This is a genomic window from Aquabacterium soli, from assembly GCF_003933735.1.
GTDB lineage: Bacteria > Pseudomonadota > Gammaproteobacteria > Burkholderiales > Burkholderiaceae_C > Aquabacterium > Aquabacterium soli.
This window is the reverse complement of the sequence record NZ_RSED01000031.1, coordinates 1-20,819: the sequence shown is the minus strand read 5'-3', so window position 1 is coordinate 20,819 and position 20,819 is coordinate 1. Positions and strand designations below refer to the sequence as shown.

Sequence of the window (20,819 nt, the reverse complement as noted above, 5' to 3'; positions counted from 1 at the left end):
TGGCCCGCGATGTTCGTGGCGCCCGGCCCCAAGTTTCACAACAAGCCATGGCATCCACCCTTACCGATCGTCTGAGCCGCCTGGTCAAAACCATGCGCGGCCAGTCCCGCATCAGCGAAACCAACGTGCAGGACATGCTGCGCGAAGTGCGCATGGCCTTGCTGGAGGCCGACGTGGCCCTGCCGGTGGTTCGTGACTTCATCGCACGTGTGAAGGACAAGGCCCTGGGCCAGGAGGTCGTGGCCTCGCTGACCCCCGGCCAGGTGCTGGTCAGCATCGTTCACAAGGAACTCGCCGCCACCATGGGCGAGGGTGTGGCCGACCTGAACCTGGCCACCCAGCCGCCGGCGGTGATCCTGATGTCCGGCCTGCAGGGCTCGGGCAAGACCACCACCACCGCCAAGCTGGCCAAGCACCTGATCGAAAAGCGCAAGAAGAAGGTTTTGACCGTGTCGGCCGACGTGTACCGCCCGGCCGCCATCGAGCAGCTCAAGACGGTGACCAAACAGGCTGGCGCCGAGTGGTTCCCGTCGACGCCTGATCAAAAGCCGCGCGACATCGCGCTGGCTGCGCTGGACCACGCCCGCCGCCACTACTTCGACGTACTGCTGGTCGACACGGCCGGCCGCCTGGCCATCGACGAAGCCCTGATGGCCGAGATCAAGGATCTGCACGCTGCCATCAACCCGGTCGAGACCCTGTTCGTGGTGGATGCCATGCAGGGCCAGGACGCCATCAACACCGCACGGGCCTTCAAGGAGGCCTTGCCCCTGACCGGCGTGGTGCTGACCAAGACCGACGGCGATTCACGCGGCGGTGCCGCCCTGTCTGTGCGGCAGGTGGCGGGTGCGCCCATCAAGTTTGCCGGCGTTTCAGAGAAGATCGACGGCCTGGAGGTGTTCGATGCAGAGCGCCATGCCGGCCGCGTGCTGGGCATGGGCGACATCGTGGCCCTGGTTGAAGAGGTGCAGAAGGGCGTTGACATGGAGGCCGCGCAGAAGCTGGCCGAGAAAGTCAAGTCCGGTGCCAGTTTCGACCTCAATGACTTCTTGTCACAAATCTCGCAGATGAAGAAGATGGGGGGCTTGTCGTCGTTGATGGACAAACTGCCCACCGAACTGGCCGCCAAGGCAGGCCAGGCTGACATGGACAAGGCCGAGCGCGATGTGCGCCGCATGGAAGGCATCATCAATTCGATGACGCAGCTGGAGCGCCGCAAGCCCGAGCTGATCAAGGCGAGCCGCAAGCGACGCATCGCCGCGGGCGCCGGCGTGCAGGTTCAGGATGTGAACCGCCTGCTCAACCAGTTCGAGCAGATGCAGACCATGATGAAGAAAATGAAGGGTGGCGGCCTCATGAAGATGATGAAGCGCATGGGCGGCATGAAAGGCCTACCGGGGATGCGTTGATTGCCACGGCGGCGGCGTGCTGTTAGGCTGCTTTTTTGGCGTTCCTGAGCTTCGTTGACCGTGACCGATACGCTTGTTCCTTTGTTGTTGCTTCTCTTGGTGATCCTCGTGGTGGGGGGCGGCGTGCTCTTCGTGCGCAGTCGCCGACAGGGCGGCCAGGGCGTCGCCAAGCGGGGCAGCCGCCAGGCCCAGGCTCAGGCCGAAGAGCTCGACACCGTGGCCTCATGGGAGCCCTCGTCCACGCGCCTGCTCACCGGCCCCGAGCGTGAGGCCCATCAGACCCTGCGCAGGGCGCTTCCAGAGCACATGATCCTGGCGCAGGTGCCGCTGGCCCGTTTCATCAAGGTGCCCACGCGCAACTCCTATGCGGAGTGGATGCGCCGAGTGGGTGGTCTTTGTGCGGACATCGTCGTGTGCGATGCCACCTCTCAGGTGGTGGCGGTGGTCGAGATCCGCAACCCGATTGCGCGTGACAAGGACCGGGCCCAGCGCCGCCAGGCGCGCATGGACCGCGTGCTGGAAGCCGCCGGGATCCCTGTGCATGTCTGGCTGGAGGGCGCCTTGCCAGGCCCTGCCGTGGCCCGGGAAACCGTGCTGGGCGGCCCGATGGTGTTCATGACCAAGTCCGGGGCCACGCTGGTGGACACGGCAGTGCGTGCCAAGGTGCCGCCTGTTTCTGCCGGTACCTCGCTCGAAGGATTGGCGGTGCAGGAAGGTGTCGAGGTCGACCTGAACCTGGGCGCGGACACGGAGGGCCCCAGGCCCGTCTCGACCTGGTTTGAGTCGGAGCACTCTGGCGCAGCCCCCCTGGGGCCGCGCTGACCGCTCATTCCAGCAGCGCCCGGGCGAACTCTCGCGCGTTGAAGGTCTGGAGGTCTTCCAGGCTCTCGCCGACACCGATGAAGTACACCGGCACTGGCGTGCCACGCTGACGCGACCACAGCGCAATGGCGGCCAGCACACCTCCCTTTGCGGTGCCGTCGAGCTTGGTCACCACCATGCCCGTCAAGCCCAATGCCTCGTCAAAGGCCTTGACCTGGGCCAGGGCGTTCTGGCCCGTGTTGCCGTCCACCACCAGCAGCACTTCGTGAGGTGCGCCGTTCATGGCCTTGCCGATGACGCGGTGAATCTTCTTGAGCTCTTCCATCAGGTGCAACTGTGTGGCCAGTCGGCCCGCCGTGTCGGCGATCACCACATCGCAGCCGCGCGAGCGCCCGGCCTGCACCGCATCGAAGGTCACAGAAGCAGGATCACCGCCTTCCTGGCTCACGATCTGCACCTGGGTGCGATCGGCCCACACGGCCAACTGCTCGCGGGCCGCTGCGCGGAAGGTGTCGGCAGCAGCCAGAAGTACACGCTGGCCATGGTCTGACAGATAGCGGGTGAGCTTGCCGATGGAGGTGGTCTTGCCTGCGCCATTGACCCCCGCCACCATGATGACCGTGGGGGTGTGCAGTCCGACGGTCAGGGACTTTTCGAGCGGGGCCAGCAGCTCGGCAATGGCATCGAGCAGCAAACCCTTGACAGCAGCCGGGGTGGTGGCCTTGCTCTCCTTGACTCGGCGCTTGAGGTCGTCGAGCAGGTGCTGGGTGGCCGCCACGCCGGTATCTGCCATGAGCAGGGCAGCTTCGAGTTCTTCGTAGAGCTCATCGTCGATGCGGGTGCCCGTGAACACCTGCGTGATCGACGACCCTGTCTTGCGCAGTCCGCTGCGCAGGCGGTCCATCCAGGAGCCGCGCTCCGGCTTGGCCTGCGGCTGAACGACGGCAGGCTCTGCCACGGCATCGAAGGCAGGCTGCGCAGCGGCCTGCACGGCCGGGCTGGCTGGTGCGGGAGCGGCGACGTGCGATGGCAGCGGGATCACCGGCGCCGGTGCGGCTGAAGTGGAGGATGGTGGCGTGGCCGTCGCTGGCGGTGCATCCTGACCTGCGGTCGGCGCATCGCTGCTGCCCCATCCCAGCTTTTTCTTGATGAAACTGAACATGCCCCGATTGTAGGCGGGCCGTTCGTGGCGCCTACAATCCGCCGGCTGAGGCGCGCGGCCTGCCGTCGCAGTCGCCACCTGCCCATTTCCCCGAGACCCCAGAGTCATGCGCCGATCACGTGCTGCTTCCACGCCTCCGACTGCCCGTTCTGCGCCTGAGCAGTCACTGGCTGGCGACCAGGCTCGCAGGGTGGCACGCCAGGCGCCGCAAGAGGTGCGCCTGATCGGTGGGCGCTTCAAGCGCACTCCTCTCAGCGTGCCCATTTGGCCCGGCTTGCGGCCCACCTCCAGCCGCGTGCGAGAAACCCTTTTCAATTGGCTGGGCCAGGATCTGAGTGGCTGGCGAGTGCTGGATGCCTTTGCCGGCAGCGGTGCGCTCGGGCTCGAGGCCGCCTCACGCGGCGCCGATGCCGTGGTGATGCTCGAACGCGAGCCCGCACTGGTGCGGCACATCCAGGCCAATGTTCAGAAGCTGGGTGCCTCGGCGGTGACTGTCCAGGCGGCAGACGCTGTGGCCTGGATGACGCGGCAGGGCGTGCAACAGCCAGGCGGCTTCGATCTGGTGCTGCTGGACCCGCCCTTCGATGCCGGTTTGTTCGATGCTGCACTGAAGGCAGCCGTCACTTGTATCCCGGTGGGCGGCTGGATCTACCTGGAGGCGCCCATGCCTTGCGTTGACCCAAGCTCGCCTGTCAGAGAGGGCGCGCATGCCCTTCATTTGCCCGCAAGCCTGCGGTTGCACCGCCAGGGCAGGGCCGGCGTGGTGCACTATCACCTGATCGAGCGTGTGGCCAGCCCGCCGGGCGGCCACGCCCAGGGCATCTGAGCCTACACTGTGTCCGTTTCATCAAGCCCTCGGATCGCGGCTGAGGGCCCTGGAGTTTTGCCTGTGACTTTGCAGTCCACCACGATCGCCGTCTACCCCGGCACCTTCGATCCCATGACACTGGGGCACGCCGACCTGATGGCTCGGGCCAGTCGCCTGTTCGATCGCCTCATTCTGGCGGTGGCGGCGGGGCACCACAAGAAAACCATGTTCTCGCTGGATGAGCGCCTGGCCATGGCCAAAGAGTTGGCCGCAGAGCATCCCAACGTGGAGGTGATCGCTTTCGAGGGGCTGCTGCGAGATTTCGTGGTGGGGCACCAGGGCAAGGTGGTGGTGCGTGGCTTGCGCGCTGTCAGCGATTTTGAATACGAATTCCAGATGGCGGGAATGAACCGCCAGTTGATGCCCGAGGTCGAAACGGTGTTCTTGACCCCATCTGATCAGTACCAGTTCGTGTCGGGCACCTTCGTGCGCGAGATCGCGATGCTGGGCGGTGATGTGTCGAAGTTCGTGGCGCCTTCGGTGCTGGCACGCCTGAAGGCCCGCGTGGCCAGCAAGTCCTGAAGGGGCACCGCGATGGCGCTGAAGATCACGGACGAATGCATCAACTGCGATGTCTGCGAGCCGGAGTGCCCCAACCAGGCCATATCAATGGGTCCGGATTTTTACGTGATCGACCCGGCCCGGTGCACGGAGTGCGTGGGCCACTTTGGCGAGCCGCAATGCGTGCAGGTATGCCCTGTGGAGTGCATCCCGAAAGATGCGGACCACCCTGAGACTCAAGAACAACTGATGGACAAGTACCTCAACCTTCAGGCGCTGGCCTTGGTGGTCACGGAGAAGGTTTGAGATTTCTGCTGCTGGACTGCTGAGTCTGCTTGCTTGGTGCGGGTGTCCGCGCCAGCAGGTCATAGGGCGAGACTTTGAGCTTCTTGGGCTTGGTCACAGACCGATCTGGTGGCGTGACCTTCTGGCCCAGCCCTTCGAATGGCCGCCGGCCGATGCGGTGGCTGGTCAACGGCACGGCTGGACTGGCCTGCCTGTTGCCCGTGCCTGACGCATTCTTGTGCTTGGTTCGGCGCTTCTTCGAGGACGCGCGCGATTTGCCCGACGAGGATGCCTGCGGTTCCTGCCTATCCAGCCATGCCATCTGCCGTGCATGGTTGGCAAGGGCCTGCGACTGCTGCTCGCGTGTGCGGGTATCAAGCGTGCGCACTTGCGCCCCAGTCCCCTCGGTGCACGGTTGAGTCTGGTAGGTGACGGCGGCACTGCCTGCAGGCGGGGCGCAGCGATAGACCGTGCTCGCGTGGGCGGCGCTGGTGGCCAGTGCCGCGAGCAACAAGGCCTGCACGGTCATGAGGGCTGCCGCCGCGAGGATGGCTCGTGCGGTGTCGTGGTTCATGGAAACGATCCCCTGGTGTTTTGAGACCAGTTTGGTGCCGTTCCCCTGGGGCGACTATCCCTCTTTGGGGGTGCTTGATTTTTCGGACGCGGACAGATCTGCCACACCGGCCGCATCGGCCACTGGGCGGGCGGGCTTGGGCGGTTTGGGGCGTTGCGCGCCGGCATGGATGGCTGCCGTGGCCTTGGCCATGTCGCCTGCCAGCAGCGCATCAGTGGCCTGCAGCGCCTTGTCGATGCATTGCTCGATCAATTCGCGCTCGCTCATCGGGGGTTTGCGCAGCACATAGGCGGCCACCTCGGCCTTGATGCCTGGGTGGCCGATGCCCAGGCGCAGGCGCCAGTAGTCGGGGGAGCCGAGTTGTGCATGCGTGTCGCGCAGGCCGTTGTGGCCGGCGTGCCCGCCACCTTGCTTGATCTTGACCTGCCCGGGCAGCATGTCGAGTTCGTCGTGCGCCACCAGGATCTCGTTGGGCGCTATCTTGAAGAAGCGCGCCAATGCGGCCACCGACTTGCCCGACAGGTTCATGTAGGTCTGCGGCTGCAGCAGCCACACCGGGCCCTGCGGTGTGTTGGCCCGTGCCACGAAGCCGTGGTAGCTCCGGTCCATGGCCAAGTGCACGTTCAACCGGCGTGCCAGCTGGTCGATGTACCAGAAGCCGGCGTTGTGCCGCGTGTCGTCGTATTCGGTGCCCGGGTTGCCCAGGCCCACAAAGAGTCGAATCATGGCCGAAGTGTCGCGCAAAAAACGATGAGGGCATCGGGCCGGCGAGTGGCCCGCCCAAGAAAAAGCCCCGCCGGGGCGGGGCTTGGTCTGCTGGAGAGCAGGGCCGAAGAATTACTTCTTCTTGCCCTTGCCCTTGGCAGGCTCGGCCACCACGGGGGCGGCCACGATCTCTTCGACCACGGGCTCGACCACGGAGGCGATGATCGGGTTCTTGCGGCCGTGGGTCAGCACCTTCACGCCAGCGTCCAGCTTCAGGTCGTCCACGTGGATGGACTGGCCCTTGACCACATGGCCCAGGTCGATCGTCAGGAATTCAGGCAGCTTCTCGGCCAGGCATTCGATCTCGAGTTCGGCGACGGCGTGGTTGATCAGGCACTTGTCCAGCTTGACAGCGGGCGACTCGGCTTCGTTGACGAAGTGCAGGGGCACCTTCTTGTGGATGCGCGTGGTGGCGTCGATGCGCTGGAAGTCCACGTGCAGCACTTGCTGCTTGTAGGGGTGCGTCTGGTAGTCGCGCAGCAGAACCTTCTCGACCTTGCCGCCCAGGTCCATCTCGAGGATGGACGAGTGGAAGGCTTCCTTGCGCATGGCGTGGTACAGCGCGTTGTGGTCGACTTCGATGTTCTTGGGTTCTTGGCCTGCGCCGTAAACGATACCGGGCACCTTGCCGGAAATGCGCAGGCGGCGGCTCGCTCCGGTCCCCTGCAGATTGCGCTCAAAAGCGGTGAATTTCATGGATGACTCCAGGTGAAGTAAGGCGCCCGCGACCAGGCGCCTGGGAAAAGGCCCGGTGCATGCACCAGGCCAGCGACTCGGCTCAGAAGTTGTTGTTCTGCTCCGAGAAAAGCGAAGTGACCGAGTCGCCGTCGGTGATGCGGCGGATGGTCTCTGCGAACAGGAAGGCCGTGGACAGCTGACGGATCTTCGTCGTGTCCTGGGCCGAACCGTTCAGCGGAATGGTGTTGGTGATCACGACCTCGTCGAGGTGCGATGCCTTGATGCGTTCGATGGCCGGGCCCGAGAACACGGCGTGCGTGCAGTAGGCGTACACGCTCTTGGCGCCGCGCTCCTTGAGCACCTCGGCGGCCTTGACCAGTGTGCCGGCGGTGTCGATCATGTCGTCCATGATCACGCAGTTGCGGCCGTCGATTTCGCCGATGACGTGCATCACTTCGGACACGTTGGCCTTGGGACGGCGCTTGTCGATGATGGCCAGATCGCAGCCCAGTTGCTTGGCCAGCGCACGGGCGCGCACCACGCCGCCCACATCAGGCGACACGACGACCAGGTCGTCGTAGCGCTTGGATTGCAGGTCGGACAGCAACACCGGCGAGGCGTAGATGTTGTCGACCGGGATGCGGAAGAAGCCCTGGATCTGGTCGGCGTGCAGGTCCATCGTCAGCACGCGCTCGACGCCCACGGTTTCCAGCAGATCGGCCACGACACGGGCCGAGATGGGGACGCGGGTGGAGCGGGGGCGGCGGTCCTGGCGGGCGTAGCCGAAGTAGGGGATGACGGCCGTGATGCGCTGGGCCGAGGCGCGCTTGAGCGCGTCGACCATCACCAGCAGTTCCATCAGGTTGTCGTTGGTCGGGGCGCAGGTGGACTGCACCACGAAGACCTCGCGACCCCGCACGTTCTGCTGGATCTCGACGGTGGTTTCACCATCGGAGAAACGGCCGACTGCGGCTTTGCCGAGCTCCAGACCGAGGTGGGAGGCGATTTCCTGGGCCAGCGCCGGATTGGCGTTGCCGGTGAACACGACGGTATCAGAGAGCATGGGGCAAACTCAGAAAAAACCAATGCCGCCCGGTGAATGATCTGAACGATCAAAGGGCGGCACAGCGTGTTTCTTGAATCAGGGGGAACAACTTGTCAGCAACGATCCGGTGTGCAGTGTGGCAGGGGAAGAAGGATTCGAACCTTCGCATGTCGGAATCAAAATCCGATGCCTTAACCAACTTGGCGACTCCCCTACACAGGCTTCGATCTGTTGCCAGACCGGAGCCGAAACTGGTGTTTCGCCGGATCTCCGCGTAAGCCTCACATTGTATGCCGGTTTTTTCGTCGTTTGCTGCGGTGTGGCGAAATTTTTTCACTCACCTGGCAGCAGACGACAGAGTCGACCGGCCCATGTGGGATCTGCCAGACCAACATCAGGCGGGCTGAACGATGGGACCGTGTCGGTGGCGCCTGCGTATTCCGTTGCGAACTCTGGTTCGACCCAGGAAAACACTGCGCTGCCTGATCCCGTCATCCGGCTGTTGCCGAAGCGGTCTTGCATGATCTCAAGCGCCTGGACGACCTGATCGCTGTAGGCCGTTGCGGGCCCTTGCAGATCGTTGTGTCCGAAGCGCCTGGGCGCTGCAAGAAAGGCCGCGACTATAGCATGGGGTGTGTCGCGTTTCAGGCCGGTGTTGTTGAAAATCGCCACGGTGGGGATGGTCACTGGCGGCTTGAGCACCGCCAGTGGTGTGGCCAATGTATCGGCGGGCAAAGTTATCGGCGTGATCTGCTCGCCGATACCTTCTACCCAGGCATGCTGTCCGCGTATGAAGAAGGGCACGTCGGCGCCCAGGCGCAGGGCCAGTGCTTCGAGCCGCTCGCCCGGCCAATGCAGGTTCCACAGTTGGTTGAGGGCCAGCAGCACGGTGGCCGCATCAGAGCTGCCGCCGCCCATGCCGGCACCCCAGGGCACCAGCTTGTCGATGTGGATGTCGGCGCCGAGTGTGCAGCCGCTCTCGGCTTGAAGCAGGCGAGCGGCTTTCAGGCACAGGTCATCAGGGGGCAGGGCAGGGCCCAGGTCGTGGCGGCGCAACTGACCGTCTGTGCGTGTCTCGATGTGCAGCGTGTCGGCCCAGTCGATCAGCACGAAGGCCGATTGCAGCAGGTGATAGCCATCGGGGCGGCGGCCCGTGACGTGCAGGAACAGGTTGAGCTTGGCCGGGGCGCGCAGATCGCTCAAGGCAGGCATGAGATGCTTTCAGTGAGAGGCGGCGCCAGCAGGCTGGCGCCTCAGCGGTCGATGCGGACCCGCAGCGTGACGCCGCGTTGGCTGGGGCTGGCGGGGCGCTGTGCGTCGATGTAGCCGCTGTCGCGCTCGCGCAGGTCCACCTGCCAGCCGGCCTGGGTGAACTGCTGCCGGTTGCCCTCGGGCTGGCCTTGCCAGGCTTGATCAGCCGCCGGGCCACCCTCCAGCCAGGCCATCAGGGCCGGGATGGGCAAGGCCTCGCCCAGCACGTGGCGAGTCAATTCATCGAGCGATTCAAAGGGCTGCTCGCCATCGGAGGTGCGCAGCACGGCCATGCGCTCATGCCACTGCACGGAGGCCATGCGCGTGCCCAGCGGCGTGGACAGGTCCAGCGTGCCACGGGCCGGCGTGCCATCGAGGTTGAAGGTGACCTGCACACCCTTGGCGGCCTCTTGGCCGAAGGCGGCGAGCTTGAGGCTCATGCGGCCGTCCCAGGGGCCGTTGTAATGGGTTGGCGCGGAAGTTGCCGGGCCGCTGTCGGCCGATGAACCGGCAGTGTCTGGCGTGCCCACCCGGTGCGCGCAACCCGACAGCAGCACGACCACGGCAAGCGCCGCGACCGACAGGCTTCGACTGGCCCTCACAGGGGCGCCTGCAGCCGCTTGATCGTCTCGCGCAGCGTTTCGTTGCGAGGATCCTGCGCGATGCCTTCTTTCCAGATGCGCAGGGCTTCATCGCGTTGTCCCATGGTCCAGAGCACTTCGCCCAGGTGGGCGGCGATCTCGGTGTCGGACTTGCTCAGGTAGGCCTGGCGCAGCCACTTCACGGCCTCTTCAGGGCGGCCAGCGCGGAACTCCAGCCAGCCCAGGCTGTCGGTGATGTACGGGTCGCCCGGGCGCAGTTCGAGTGCCTTGGTGATCAAGGTGCGGGCTTCGTCCAGCCGGATGCCCCGGTCCACCAGGCTGTAGCCCAGCGCGTTGTAGGCATGCGAGTGATCAGGCTTGATCTCGATGACGCGGCGCAGCAGTTTTTCCGAATCGTCGAAGCGCTTGAGCTTTTCGCCCAGCATGGCCTGGTCATACAGGAAATCGGGATCGTCGGGGAAGCGTTTGTTGGCTTCTTCCAGCAGCTTGTAGGCTTCGGCTTCCTGGCCCACGTCGCGCAGCAGCTGGGATTCGGCAGCGATCTTGGTCAGCGCGTCGCGAGGTTCGGCCTCGGGGATGGCTCGGATCAGAGCCCGCCCTTGTTCGACCTTGCCATTGGCCGCCATCAGCCGTGCGCGTGCGGCCTGGATGCGCAGCTTGGTGCCGGCGGGGTCTGCCTTCTTGAGCCAGTCGTCGGCCAGGCCGATGCGTCCTCGGTTCTCGGCGATCTGCGCCATCATCAGGTAGCCGGCCTCGGGGTCCAACCCGCTGTGGGCGGCATCGGCCAGGGCAGCCGTCACGGACGGTGGCTTGTTGGCGGGCTCCTGCAAGGCCAGGAAGCGTGTGGTGGCCTGCTCGGCCAAGTCGAGCTGCTTGAGCTCCAATCGCACCGCGGCCAATGTGATCCACGCCCCGGCGTTGTCGGGTTGTTCGGCGACGATGGCGTCGAGTTGTTCTCCAGCTTCTTTCAGCCGCTGCGTGGTGGCCAGCTTGCGGGCATAGGCCAGCCGCAGCACCACGGAAGGCTGCGCCTTCAGCTGTGCGGTGACGATGGATTCGAGCGCCGGGTTGCGGCCCATGAGGTCCAGGGCCAGCAAGCCCACCGCCAACAGGTTCGGGTTGGCATCGCGGGCTTTGAGCAGCGCGGCTTCGGCCTGCGCCTGATCGCCTGCGGACAGCCAACCTTCGCTGCTGGCGGCCCAGGCCTCGGCCATGCCCGGCAGAGGCTCGCGCCAGGGCGCCGTGGCTTCGTCGACGACGCGGGCAGCGGCCTTGCGGTCTGTCATGCGGTTCAGCGAGCGGGGCAGCGAGGCGATCACCTGAGGCTGCTGCGGCGTTGGCGTCAGACGGATCAGGCTTTCAAGCGGGCCTGCCAGTTGGCTGGTGCGTCCCAGGGCCATCAGGATCTGGGCGGTGTACTCCGACGCCTCGCGGTCTTGCGGCAGCGCCTGGCGCCAGGCCTGGGCGGCCACGAGGGCTTGTTCACCGGCTCTGGCCTGCAGGGCCACATCCACAGCACGTTGGTAGAGCTGACTGCTCTTCAGGCGTTTGGCCGCTTCGAAGTAAAGCTGGTAGGAGGTGCCGTAGTCACCATCTCGCGCCTGGATCTCGCCGATCAGCAATTGGTAGAACAGGTTGCTGTCCAAGGCCGAGTTGCGGACTTGAGGGCCACGCTCGGGTGGCTTGCTGTCAGCCTTGTCCGGGGTCGGCGTTGCGGGCGTCTGGGACGCGGCCGGCGCAGGCTGCTCCTGGGCATGTGCCCCGGGGGCGAATGCCCACAGCAAGGTCGCCAGGGCAAGGGTCACCGAACAGCGCAGCGGCGTCGGGCGAAAGGGGGCAGTTTGGGGGGCAGCGGAAAAGCGCAGGTGCATGAACACTCCATCGTTGAAGTGCATTCTAGGCACGCGGGCGAGCCATGAAGCTTCGTGGTGGCAATTCATCGCACCCTGTTCTTGCGCGATGATGCCGGTTTGGGCCGTTTGAGCTTGGTCTGAGCCTTGTAAAGCGAGGCGGTTCCCCCAGGTGGTCATCCGTTATGCCAGAACTTCCCGAAGTCGAAGTCACACGCCTCAGCTTTGCCCACCGTATCGACGGGGCGTCGGTGCGGGACGTCCGCCTGGGCAAGCCCTTGCGCTGGCCGCTGGGGCAGGATTTGGCGGCGCTGCGAGGCACGACGGTGGGCACGGTGATCCGGCGAGGTAAATATTTGTGGATGCCGCTGGCGCCGGGCGGGGGGCTGCTGCTGCACCTGGGCATGTCGGGATCGCTGTTGTTCTCGGACGACCCAGGACCTGCCGGGGTGCATGATCATTTCGACCTGTTGACCAGCCAGGGCTGCCTGAGGCTGCACGACCCGCGCCGTTTTGGCGCCGTGGTGTGGGGCACCGCGCCGGAAGAAGGGCTGGTGGGTCGGCTGCTGCAGGGCCTGGGGGTCGAGCCTTTTTCGCTGCAGTGGACAGCCGCACACCTGAGGGCGGGCGTGGCGGGGCGCCGGGTGTCGATCAAGCAGGCGTTGCTGGCGGGCGACATCGTGGTGGGCGTGGGCAACATCTACGCCAGCGAGGCGTTGTTCCGGGCAGGGATTCACCCCGCCACCCCAGCCCAGCGCGTGGGCCTGGCGCGTTGCGAGAAGCTGGTGTCGGCCGTGCGCGAGGTGCTGCACGAGGCGGTGGAGGCCGGGGGCTCGTCCTTGAAGGACTTCCGGGACACCCATGGCAATGCAGGCCACTTCCAGCTGTCCACGAAGGTGTACGACCGTGCCGGCTTGCCCTGCACGGTGTGCCTCACGCCGGTGCGCCGGCTGGTACAGGGGCAGCGTTCCACCTACTTCTGCGTGCGTTGCCAGCGGCCGTGATCCTTTTGAAAGATTGCGCCTAGGCTGCACAACTGCGGTCAAAATGCGACTTTTGTGGCCGCAGGTGCGCACGGTGCCCTGGTTTTTGCTTGTATGCGCGTGAACCGGATGCGCTAGGATGCCCCTACGATGAAGCCGACTTTTGCCAGCCATCTCGATGCCCTGGGCCACTGGCGCGTGGCCACTGACGCCCGCCTGGCCGCCCTTGCGAAGTTCGTGAAAGAGCATGACCTGCTCGACGACGGCATGTCGGAATGGTTCGATGCCATGCGCTACCGCCTGTCTGGCGAGAAGCTCATGGTGGCCTTCGTGGCCGAGTTCTCGCGCGGCAAGTCCGAGCTGATCAACGCCATCTTCTTCTCCGACAAGGGCCGCCGCATGATGCCGGCTTCGGCGGGGCGCACCACGATGTGCCCGGTCGAGCTGGGGTATGACGCCGAGGATCCCATCGGCCTGTCGCTGCTGCCCATCGAGACGCGCCTGGAGCCCACCTCGCTGGTGGAGTACCGCCGCACGCCCGTGGCCTGGAGCCACATCGCGCTCGACCTGACCAATCCCGATGGCATGGCCCAGGCCCTGGGCGAGGTGATGCGCACCCGCCAGGTCAGCCAGGACCAGGCCCGTGCGCTGGGCTTCTGGGACGACGAGCGCACCGATGACAACCCTCCCTTGTCAGCAGACGGGCAGGTGGAAGTGCCAGTGTGGCGCCACGCGCGCATCAACCTGCCGCACCCGCTGCTCAAGCGCGGCCTGGTGGTGCTGGACACCCCGGGCCTGAACGCCATCGGCACCGAACCCGAACTGACGCTGGGTCTGCTGCCGCAGGCGCATGCCACGGTCTTCATCCTTGGGGCGGACACGGGTGTCACCCGCTCTGACCTCAGCATCTGGCGTGATCACCTGTGCGGGCCTGCGCTGGCGCGCTATGTGGCGCTCAACAAGATCGACACGCTGGCCGATCCGCTCAGCACGCCTGAGCAGGTGCAGGCCACCATCGTGCGCCAGTGCGAAAGCGTGGCGCAGACGCTGGACATCCCCGCCGAGCACGTGTTCCCGATCTCGGCGCGCCAGGCCCTGGCCGCGCGCCTGGGCCATGACGTGGCAGGCCTGCAAGCCAGCCGCCTTGAAGATTTCGAGTTGGCGTTGTCTGAAGGCCTGCTGCCCAAGCGGCGCGAAACGCTGGCCCAAGGTGCCGTGGACGGTGCACGCGGCCTGCAGCAGCAACTGACGCGGCGCTTCGGCGAGTTGCGCCGCCACCATGCTGAACAGATGCTGGAGCTGCGCGGCCTGCGCGGCAAGAGCGGCGGCAAGGTGCAGCTGATGCTGCAGCGCGTGCAGGCTGAGGCCAACGAGTTCGAGCAGTGCACGGCACGCCTGGCGGCCATGCGCAGCGTGCATGCGCGCATGCTCAAGGAATCGCTGTACGACCTGTCCGCTGAGCGCCTGCGCCAGGAGGTGGACGTGCTGCAGCAGGTGCTGGGCGGCTCATGGCTGCCGCTGGGCGCCAAGAAGGCCTTCATTGAACTGTGCGCGCGCCTGCGCGGACTGATCGAGCAGGCGCAGCAGCGCAGCGACGAGATCCACGCCATGCTGGTGGCCTCGTTCGGCAAGCTCAACGCTGAATTCGGTTTCGGCCTGCAGGCCGAGCAAGCCGTGGACGTGCGCCGCTACCGCGAAGACCTCGACCTGATCGAGCGCAACTATGTGCAGTACCTGGGCCTGAGTCAGGCGTTCCGGTTGGCGCAGCCGGGCTTTCAGGAGCAGTTCCGCCGCATGCTGATCTCGCGCCTGCGCGTGGTGTTCGAGACGGTGAGCAACGACATCGAGCTGTGGAACAAGACGGCGTCTGCCCAGGTGGACAGCCAGTTGCGCGAGCGCCGCCGCAATTTCAAGCGCCGCTACGAGTCGCTGGACCGCATCCAGACCGCCTCCAACGAGCTCGACATCCGCTTGCAGGAAGTGCAGGCGCAGGATGAGAGGGTGCTGCAGTTGCAGACGCGGTTGGGCGTGCTGATCGATGAACTGGTGGCCCAGGCCACGAGCGACCCGATAACCTCAGATGAGCTGGTGTCGGTGTTCGAGGAATCCACCGCGGCCATGCCGCTGGATGGCGGCACAGGCGCCGACATCGATCTGCCGCTGGAAGACACCGCCCGCCACCTGATGACCTTCCAGGCTCTGCCCACCGGCCGCGCTTCCGAGTCCGCATGACATCGCCCGCTCAGCAAGGGCTGCTGCAGGCAGCCCGTTCGGCGTCGCCCATGTTGGCCGACCGCCTGGTGGCCTGGCAACGGCAGCAGGGGCGCCATCACCTGCCCTGGCAGAACACGCAGGATCCCTACCGCGTGTGGCTGTCGGAGATCATGCTGCAGCAGACGCAGGTGAGCACTGTGCTGGGCTACTACGATCGTTTCCTGAAAGCCTTTCCGGATGTGGCGGCCCTGGCTGCCGCGCCGCTCGATGAAGTGCTCACGCTGTGGGCCGGCCTGGGCTACTACAGCCGTGCGCGCAACCTGCACCGTTGCGCCCAGGCTGTGGTGAGCGAGCATGGTGGGCGCTTTCCTGAAACGGCCGAGGTGCTGATGACCTTGCCTGGCATCGGCCGCTCCACGGCCGCGGCCATCGCAGGCTTCTGTTTCCATGAGCGCACCGCCATCCTGGATGGCAACGTCAAGCGTGTGCTGACCCGCGTGCTGGGCTGGGGCGAGGACCTGTCCGTGGCGGCGAATGAGCGTTCACTGTGGCTGGCGGCCGAGGCCGTGCTGCCCGACAAGGCGGCTGACATGCCGGCCTACACGCAAGGTGTGATGGACCTGGGCGCCACCTTGTGCACGCAGCGCAAGCCGGCTTGCCTGACCTGTCCATGGTCCGACATCTGCGTGGCAAGGCGTGAAGGCCAGCCCGAGGCGTTTCCGGTCAAGACGCGCAAGCTCAAGCGATCAAAGCGCGAGAGCTGGTGGCTCTGGCTGGAGCACGACGAACAGGTGTGGCTGGTGCAGCGCCCGGCCACCGGCGTGTGGGGTGGCCTGTGGACGCTGCCGCTGTTCGATTCTGAAGAGCTCCTCGCCGAGGCTGCGAAGCAGGTCGGTGCCCAGAAGCCCGAGATCCAGCCTGTGATCAACCACGTGCTGACCCACCTGGACTGGCGCCTGCATCCGCGCCGCTCGCTGCTGAATCAGGCGCCCTGTGCCGCAGACTTGAAGCATCTGACGGGCGTGGCCGTTGGTGCCGATGCGGATGGCGTGGGCCGCTGGGTGCGGGTCAGCGAACTGGCCTCCGTGGGGCTGCCGGCACCGCTGAAGAAGCTGCTGCCGGCGCCCTGAGCAAACTGGTCAATCCCACTTGGGCGCCAGACCGTCCGGGTTCACCAGCCTTCCGTTGCGCTCCAGTGTGGCGATGCGTGCCAGGTCATCCTCGCTCAGCTTCAACTGCAGCGCCTTGAGGTTGCTTTCCAGGTTGGCACGCTTGGTCGACGAGGGGATGACCGCATAACCCAGCTGCACGGCCCAGGCCAGGGCCACCTGGGCCGGCGTGGCCTGGTGCCTGCTGGCGATCTCCTGGATCACCGGATCCTCCAGCACCTTGCCGTAGCCCAGCGTCATGTAGGACGTGATGTGGATGCCCTGGCTGCGTGCGTAATCCACCACCTTGCGGTTCTGCAGGTGGGGCGACAGTTCGATCTGGTTGGTGGCGATGTTGCCTTTGCCCAGGATGTCGACCGATTGCTTCATCAGGTCGACCGTGAAGTTGGAGATGCCGATCAGCTTGGTCAGCCCACGCGATTGCGCATCCGCCAGGGCGGCCAGGGTTTCGGCCAGCGGCACGGCGTTGCCGGGTGAGGGCCAGTGGATCAGCGTCAGGTCCACATGCTCGGTTTGCAGTTTCTCCAGGCTTTGCTGCAGGCTGGGCAGCAGCTTGTCGCGGCTGAAGTTGTCGGTCCAGATCTTGGTGGTGATGAACAGGTCATCTCGCGAGGTGGGGCTGTCCGCGATGGCCTGGCCCACCTCGGCCTCGTTGCCGTAGATCTGGGCCGTGTCGATGGCGCGGTAGCCCAGCTCGAGCGCGGTGCTGACCGAATCGATGACGGTCTGGCCTTTCAGCCGGAAGGTGCCCAGGCCGAAGGCGGGGATCTGCTTGTTCATGCGCAAGGTCTTTCGTTGGTGGAGAGTTCAGGGTGGATGGCCGGAGCGCGGGCAGAGTTCCCTTGGTCCAGCGAGCCACTGAGGTAGGTCAGGGCCAGGGCGACCAGCACCACCAGGGCACCGATCCACGGCGTGTGCATCAGCCCGAAGGATGTCACGATCAGGCCGCCGGCCCATGCGGCACCCGCAATACCCAGGTTGAACGCGGCGATGTTCAGGCCGGAGGCCACGTCCACCGCATCAGGCGTGTAGCGCTCTGCCTGTCGCACCACATAGACCTGCAGGGCCGGGACGTTGCCGAAGGCCACCGCGCCCCAGGCCAGCACCGTGGCCACGGCCAGCCAAGGGTGGTGCGCGGTGAAGGTGAGCACCAGCAGCACCACGGCCAGCAGCGCAAAGATCAGCTTGAGCGCGGCGATGGGGCCGTGGCGGTCGGCCAGGCGGCCACCCCACAGGTTGCCAAACGCCACCGACACACCGTAGACCAGCATCACCCAGGCCACGGCACTGGCACCAAAGCCGGCTTCCTGCTGCAGGATGGGGGCCAGGAAGGTGAAGGGGATGAAGGAGCCTCCATAGCCGATGGCCGTCTTGGCATAGACCAGCAACAGGCGAGGCTCGGCCAGCACGCGGGCCTGCTGGGCCAGCGAGGCAGGTGCCCGGTGCGCAATGTGGCGGGGGATGAACAGCAGGCTGCCCAGGAAAGCGATCGCGCCCAGGCCGGCGACGGCCAGGAAGGTGGCGCGCCAGCCGAAATGCTGGCCGATGAAGGTGCCCAGTGGCACCCCCGTGACCAAGGCCACCGTCAGGCCCGTGAACATGATCGCGATGGCGCTGGCCGCCTTGTCCTTCGGCACCAGGCTGGTCGCGATGGTCGAGCCGATCGAAAAGAACACGCCGTGGGCCAGGCCGGTCAGGATGCGTGCCGTGATCAACGAGGTGTGGTCTGGCGCATGCCAGGCGAGCAGGTTGCCCGCGGTGAACAGGGCCATCAGCCCGAGCAGCAAGGCCTTGCGTGGCACGCGGCCGGTGAGGGCGGTGAGCACGGGCGCGCCGATGGCCACGCCAAGTGCATAGAGGCTGACCAGCAGGCCGGCCGAGGGCAGGGTGATGCCGAGGTCGGCGGCCACCGTGGGCAGCAGGCCGACGATGACGAACTCGGTCGTTCCGATGGCGAAGGCGCTGAGCGTCAGCGCGAGCAGGGCAATGGGCATGAGGGCACTCCTTGACGATGGAAGGAGTGTGGGCTCGATGGGTTTGCTGAAAAAGCTGTGTATTGGCAAAATGTTGTTGACTGAAAATCAACAATCAAGCGGCATGAAAACCACGCTCGAAGAACTGCTGGCCTTTCGCACGGTGGTGGACACGGGCTCCATCACTTCGGCGGCCGAACAACTGGGACAGACCGTGTCGGGCATCAGCCGGGCCTTGCGCCGCCTGGAAGGCAAGCTGGACACCACCTTGCTGACACGCACCACGCGACGCCTGACCCTGACCGATGAAGGCCATGCCTTCCTGGCGCATGCCCGCACGATCCTGTCGGCGGTGGACGAGGCCGAAGACCAGTTGCTGTCCCGCCGCCTGCAGCCGGCCGGGCGCCTGCGCGTGAACGCCGCCGCACCCTTCATCCTGCACGTGGTCGCGCCGCTGGTGGCCGATTTCCGCCAGCGCTATCCGCAGATCGACCTGGAGCTCAACACCGATGACCTGGTGATCGACCTGCTGGAAGAAGACACCGACGTGGCCTTGCGCATCGGCCCGCTGCGCGATTCGACCCTGCGCGCCAAGGCGCTGGGTGGCAGTGCGCTGAAGGTGCTGGCCAGCCCGGCCTACCTGAAAGCACATGGGCGCCCGCGCAACGCCGCCGATCTGCAGCAGCATGGCAAGCACGTGCTGCTCGGTTTTTCTCAGCGCGAATCACTGAACCACTGGCCCTTGCGCGGCGACCACGGAGAGCGCCTGCACATCCGGCCCACGATGAAGGCCTCCAGCGGCGAGACGCTGCGCCTGCTGGCCTTGCAGGGCGAGGGCCTGGTGTGCCTGTCCGACTTCATGACGCATGAAGATCGCCGCCGGGGTGACCTGGTGCAGGTGCTGCCGCGCGACACGGTGCAGGTGCTGCAGCCCATCCACGCGGTGTATTACCGCAGTGCCCAGGTGTCGCCGCGCATCACGTGCTTTCTTGACTTCATGGCCGAGCACATGGCCAAGGCGCCCTGGCACGTGCCGGCCTGATGCCATCGCCCACAAGGGCGCTCATGCCTGAACGGCGTGCAGCGCGTCGAACTGGCGGGCCTCATCGTCGATGAAGGCGGTGATCATGGCGCGGTAGGTGGCCTCGACCACGGCCGGTGGGGCACCCACATCGCGGGCCTGGGCCAGCGCGCGCTCGAGCACCTGCTGCACACGCTGGGGCGACTGCACGTCCTGCAGATCCCGCTTGAATCGAGCAGCCTGGCGCACGTACTGCGCGCGCTCTGCCAGCAGGGCCACGAACTGGCGATCAGCCTGGTCGATGCGGATGCGGACTTCGTCCAGGCTCTCGCAGTGGGCGACAATGGGGGCCGTGGGGGTGAAGGTCATGTCGATGCTCCTGGAATCGGGGGAGGGTGGTCGCCCATCTCAGGTGTGCACGCATGAAAAAGCCGCCTGGATGGGCGGCTGGTGTGGTGAACGAACGCTGTGAGGTTCTTCAGGCACGCAAGGCCGCCGGGACATGGCGGCGCCACCACAGGCCTTGGACGGCCTGTGCGGTGTTGAGTGCTTGGAACGCGGTGTTCATGGAGCCCATGCTAACCGTGCCCCGATGGGCACGTCAAGCCGTGGTGCTTTGTCTGGGTCAGGACAGCGTGAGCGAGGTCACGACAGGGGCATGGTCGCTGGGCCGCTCGTTCTTGCGCGGCAGCTTGTCGATGGCGCTGGCGCTCACGTGGGGCTTGAGTGCATCGCTGACCAGGATGTGGTCGATGCGCAGGCCCTGGTTCTTGCGGAAGGCCAGGTTGCGGTAATCCCACCAGCTCCACAGGCGCGGTGCCTGCTCGAACATGCGGAAGCTGTCGGTCAGGCCCAGGCCCAGCAACTGCTGGAAATGCGCGCGCTCTTCGGGCGTGCAGTGGATCTGGCCGGCCCAGGCGACGGGGTCGTGTACATCGTCATCCGTGGGGGCGATGTTGTAGTCGCCCATCAGAACCAGATTGGGGTGGGCGAGCAGTTCCTGGCGCACCCATTCGCGCAGCGCATCGAGCCAGCGCATCTTGTAGACGAACTTGTCGCTGTCGGGGGCCTGGCCGTTGGGGAAATAGCCGTTGATCACACGCACATGGCCCAGTGTCGGGTGCGGCACGGTGGCGGCGATCACGCGGGCCTGTTCATCCTCGAAGCCGGGGATGTTGCGCACCACGTCGGTGGTTTCCACGCGGCTGAGCAGAGCCACGCCGTTGTAGGTGCGCTGGCCGAACCAGTGCGCGTGGTAGCCGGCCTGCAGCAGCTCGGCATGCGGGAACTTGTCGTCCGTGAGCTTGGTTTCCTGCAGCACGATCACGTCGACCGGGTTGGCGGCCAGCCAGTCGAGCAACTGGGGCAGGCGCACGGACAGGGAGTTGACGTTCCAGGTGGAGAGTTTCATGAGTTTTCTAGGGATGGTCTGAATAACTCGTTTGCGAGGAGCTGGACGGCGTGATGGCATCGACAAATGCACCGGCTGTATCAAGGACGAGCTCAATGGGGCTCCAAAGCGACTTCAAGCGGTGCTCTGGCCCTGCAAAGTCACCGCAGCCTGGGTTTTGGGCGCACTCATGCCCCACCAGCCATCAGTTTGCCCCGCACCATCCATAGGTTGCTGAGCATGAACAGGGTCTTGAG

21 protein-coding genes and 1 tRNA gene are annotated in these 20,819 nt (G+C 65.7%); 9 read left to right on the top strand and 13 right to left on the bottom strand.

Features of this window, described 5'->3' with window-relative positions:
- Window positions 1–47: 47 nt before the first annotated feature.
- Both ffh and EIP75_RS22630 read left to right on the top strand, forming a co-directional pair.
- On the top strand, window positions 48–1,409 hold the full coding sequence (gene ffh / locus EIP75_RS22635) for a signal recognition particle protein (RefSeq protein WP_125245471.1): 1,362 nt from the start codon (window positions 48–50) through the stop codon (window positions 1,407–1,409).
- Between the two features lie 60 nt (window positions 1,410–1,469).
- Entirely contained in the window at window positions 1,470–2,231 is a 762-nt protein-coding gene (locus EIP75_RS22630; protein WP_158622964.1) for a DUF2726 domain-containing protein, read from the top strand.
- Window positions 2,232–2,235: 4 nt separating this feature from the next.
- On the opposite strand, the gene ftsY is transcribed toward EIP75_RS22630, so the two are convergent.
- Window positions 2,236–3,501, bottom strand: a complete 1,266-nt coding sequence (ftsY, locus tag EIP75_RS22625; RefSeq protein ID WP_199758677.1) for a signal recognition particle-docking protein FtsY — start codon at window positions 3,499–3,501, stop codon at window positions 2,236–2,238.
- Window positions 3,502–3,583: 82 nt separating this feature from the next.
- Here ftsY and rsmD point away from each other — a divergent pair, with 82 nt between their 5' ends.
- The 3 genes from rsmD (at window position 3,584) to EIP75_RS22610 (ending at window position 5,068) form a co-directional block, all read left to right on the top strand.
- Window positions 3,584–4,219: a 16S rRNA (guanine(966)-N(2))-methyltransferase RsmD gene (gene rsmD, locus EIP75_RS22620; RefSeq protein WP_233585007.1), complete on the top strand. Its 636-nt coding sequence runs from the start codon at window positions 3,584–3,586 to the stop codon at window positions 4,217–4,219.
- Window positions 4,220–4,288: 69 nt separating this feature from the next.
- The gene (gene coaD, locus EIP75_RS22615; protein ID WP_420797183.1) at window positions 4,289–4,783 is read left to right on the top strand and encodes a pantetheine-phosphate adenylyltransferase; all 495 of its coding nucleotides are present in this window, start codon (window positions 4,289–4,291) and stop codon (window positions 4,781–4,783) included.
- A 12-nt stretch (window positions 4,784–4,795) separates the two neighbouring features.
- On the top strand, window positions 4,796–5,068 hold the full coding sequence (locus tag EIP75_RS22610; RefSeq protein ID WP_125245467.1) for a YfhL family 4Fe-4S dicluster ferredoxin: 273 nt from the start codon (window positions 4,796–4,798) through the stop codon (window positions 5,066–5,068).
- Here the strand turns inward: EIP75_RS22610 and EIP75_RS22605 are convergent.
- The 8 genes from EIP75_RS22605 to EIP75_RS22570 form a co-directional block, all read right to left on the bottom strand.
- Window positions 5,052–5,621, bottom strand: coding sequence for a hypothetical protein (locus EIP75_RS22605; RefSeq protein WP_233585006.1), 570 nt, complete (start codon window positions 5,619–5,621; stop codon window positions 5,052–5,054). The genes EIP75_RS22610 and EIP75_RS22605 overlap by 17 nt on opposite strands.
- A 54-nt stretch (window positions 5,622–5,675) precedes the next feature.
- On the bottom strand, window positions 5,676–6,347 hold the full coding sequence (gene pth / locus EIP75_RS22600; RefSeq protein ID WP_125245465.1) for an aminoacyl-tRNA hydrolase: 672 nt from the start codon (window positions 6,345–6,347) through the stop codon (window positions 5,676–5,678).
- Window positions 6,348–6,458: 111 nt separating this feature from the next.
- A complete protein-coding gene (locus EIP75_RS22595) occupies window positions 6,459–7,082 on the bottom strand; it encodes a 50S ribosomal protein L25/general stress protein Ctc (protein WP_125245464.1) in 624 nt (207 codons plus the stop codon).
- Between the two features lie 82 nt (window positions 7,083–7,164).
- A complete protein-coding gene (locus EIP75_RS22590) occupies window positions 7,165–8,127 on the bottom strand; it encodes a ribose-phosphate pyrophosphokinase (protein WP_125245463.1) in 963 nt (320 codons plus the stop codon).
- 119 nt (window positions 8,128–8,246) lie between these two features.
- Window positions 8,247–8,323 (bottom strand) — tRNA-Gln (locus EIP75_RS22585).
- A gap of 119 nt (window positions 8,324–8,442) precedes the next feature.
- Window positions 8,443–9,321, bottom strand: coding sequence for a 4-(cytidine 5'-diphospho)-2-C-methyl-D-erythritol kinase (ispE, locus tag EIP75_RS22580; RefSeq protein ID WP_125245462.1), 879 nt, complete (start codon window positions 9,319–9,321; stop codon window positions 8,443–8,445).
- A gap of 41 nt (window positions 9,322–9,362) precedes the next feature.
- The gene (locus EIP75_RS22575) at window positions 9,363–9,962 is read right to left on the bottom strand and encodes an outer membrane lipoprotein LolB (protein ID WP_125245461.1); all 600 of its coding nucleotides are present in this window, start codon (window positions 9,960–9,962) and stop codon (window positions 9,363–9,365) included.
- A complete protein-coding gene (locus EIP75_RS22570; protein WP_233585005.1) occupies window positions 9,959–11,767 on the bottom strand; it encodes a tetratricopeptide repeat protein in 1,809 nt (602 codons plus the stop codon). Before EIP75_RS22570 ends, EIP75_RS22575 begins: the two co-directional genes overlap by 4 nt.
- A gap of 230 nt (window positions 11,768–11,997) precedes the next feature.
- Between EIP75_RS22570 and mutM the strand changes: the two genes are divergently transcribed.
- The 3 genes from mutM to mutY all read left to right on the top strand — a co-directional run bounded on the left by mutM (window position 11,998) and on the right by mutY (window position 16,139).
- The gene (gene mutM, locus EIP75_RS22565) at window positions 11,998–12,816 is read left to right on the top strand and encodes a bifunctional DNA-formamidopyrimidine glycosylase/DNA-(apurinic or apyrimidinic site) lyase (protein ID WP_125245459.1); all 819 of its coding nucleotides are present in this window, start codon (window positions 11,998–12,000) and stop codon (window positions 12,814–12,816) included.
- Between the two features lie 129 nt (window positions 12,817–12,945).
- On the top strand, window positions 12,946–15,027 hold the full coding sequence (locus EIP75_RS22560) for a dynamin family protein (protein ID WP_125245458.1): 2,082 nt from the start codon (window positions 12,946–12,948) through the stop codon (window positions 15,025–15,027).
- Entirely contained in the window at window positions 15,024–16,139 is a 1,116-nt protein-coding gene (gene mutY, locus EIP75_RS22555; RefSeq protein WP_233585004.1) for an A/G-specific adenine glycosylase, read from the top strand. The genes EIP75_RS22560 and mutY overlap by 4 nt, the downstream gene beginning before the upstream one ends.
- A gap of 9 nt (window positions 16,140–16,148) precedes the next feature.
- On the opposite strand, the gene dkgB is transcribed toward mutY, so the two are convergent.
- Together dkgB and EIP75_RS22545 are read right to left on the bottom strand one after the other, a co-directional pair.
- Entirely contained in the window at window positions 16,149–16,958 is an 810-nt protein-coding gene (gene dkgB, locus EIP75_RS22550) for a 2,5-didehydrogluconate reductase DkgB (protein WP_125245457.1), read from the bottom strand.
- Window positions 16,955–18,172: an MFS transporter gene (locus EIP75_RS22545; protein ID WP_125245456.1), complete on the bottom strand. Its 1,218-nt coding sequence runs from the start codon at window positions 18,170–18,172 to the stop codon at window positions 16,955–16,957. Before EIP75_RS22545 ends, dkgB begins: the two co-directional genes overlap by 4 nt.
- Before the next feature lie 103 nt (window positions 18,173–18,275).
- On the opposite strand from EIP75_RS22545, the gene EIP75_RS22540 reads away from it, so the two are divergent.
- Window positions 18,276–19,193: a LysR substrate-binding domain-containing protein gene (locus tag EIP75_RS22540; protein ID WP_125245455.1), complete on the top strand. Its 918-nt coding sequence runs from the start codon at window positions 18,276–18,278 to the stop codon at window positions 19,191–19,193.
- Between the two features lie 21 nt (window positions 19,194–19,214).
- On the opposite strand, the gene EIP75_RS22535 is transcribed toward EIP75_RS22540, so the two are convergent.
- The gene (locus tag EIP75_RS22535) at window positions 19,215–19,541 is read right to left on the bottom strand and encodes a chorismate mutase (protein WP_125245454.1); all 327 of its coding nucleotides are present in this window, start codon (window positions 19,539–19,541) and stop codon (window positions 19,215–19,217) included.
- 256 nt (window positions 19,542–19,797) lie between these two features.
- Window positions 19,798–20,583, bottom strand: coding sequence for an exodeoxyribonuclease III (locus EIP75_RS22530; RefSeq protein WP_125245453.1), 786 nt, complete (start codon window positions 20,581–20,583; stop codon window positions 19,798–19,800).
- Between the last annotated feature and the right edge of the window lie 236 nt (window positions 20,584–20,819).

Bases quoted from the DNA above. Each gene is read 5' to 3' on its own strand.
- ftsY (WP_199758677.1), bottom strand. From the start codon at position 3,501: ATGACTCTGGGGTCTCGGGGAAATGGGCAGGTGGCGACTGCGACGGCA.
- EIP75_RS22560 (WP_125245458.1), top strand. From the start codon at position 12,946: ATGAAGCCGACTTTTGCCAGCCATCTCGATGCCCTGGGCCACTGGCGC.
- EIP75_RS22590 (WP_125245463.1), bottom strand. From the start codon at position 8,127: ATGCTCTCTGATACCGTCGTGTTCACCGGCAACGCCAATCCGGCGCTG.
- EIP75_RS22610 (WP_125245467.1), top strand. From the start codon at position 4,796: ATGGCGCTGAAGATCACGGACGAATGCATCAACTGCGATGTCTGCGAG.
- pth (WP_125245465.1), bottom strand. From the start codon at position 6,347: ATGATTCGACTCTTTGTGGGCCTGGGCAACCCGGGCACCGAATACGAC.
- EIP75_RS22605 (WP_233585006.1), bottom strand. From the start codon at position 5,621: ATGAACCACGACACCGCACGAGCCATCCTCGCGGCGGCAGCCCTCATG.
- EIP75_RS22535 (WP_125245454.1), bottom strand. From the start codon at position 19,541: ATGACCTTCACCCCCACGGCCCCCATTGTCGCCCACTGCGAGAGCCTG.
- EIP75_RS22530 (WP_125245453.1), bottom strand. From the start codon at position 20,583: ATGAAACTCTCCACCTGGAACGTCAACTCCCTGTCCGTGCGCCTGCCC.
- ffh (WP_125245471.1), top strand. From the start codon at position 48: ATGGCATCCACCCTTACCGATCGTCTGAGCCGCCTGGTCAAAACCATG.
- ispE (WP_125245462.1), bottom strand. From the start codon at position 9,321: ATGCCTGCCTTGAGCGATCTGCGCGCCCCGGCCAAGCTCAACCTGTTC.
- EIP75_RS22545 (WP_125245456.1), bottom strand. From the start codon at position 18,172: ATGCCCATTGCCCTGCTCGCGCTGACGCTCAGCGCCTTCGCCATCGGA.
- EIP75_RS22540 (WP_125245455.1), top strand. From the start codon at position 18,276: ATGAAAACCACGCTCGAAGAACTGCTGGCCTTTCGCACGGTGGTGGAC.
- dkgB (WP_125245457.1), bottom strand. From the start codon at position 16,958: ATGAACAAGCAGATCCCCGCCTTCGGCCTGGGCACCTTCCGGCTGAAA.
- mutY (WP_233585004.1), top strand. From the start codon at position 15,024: ATGACATCGCCCGCTCAGCAAGGGCTGCTGCAGGCAGCCCGTTCGGCG.
- EIP75_RS22595 (WP_125245464.1), bottom strand. From the start codon at position 7,082: ATGAAATTCACCGCTTTTGAGCGCAATCTGCAGGGGACCGGAGCGAGC.
- mutM (WP_125245459.1), top strand. From the start codon at position 11,998: ATGCCAGAACTTCCCGAAGTCGAAGTCACACGCCTCAGCTTTGCCCAC.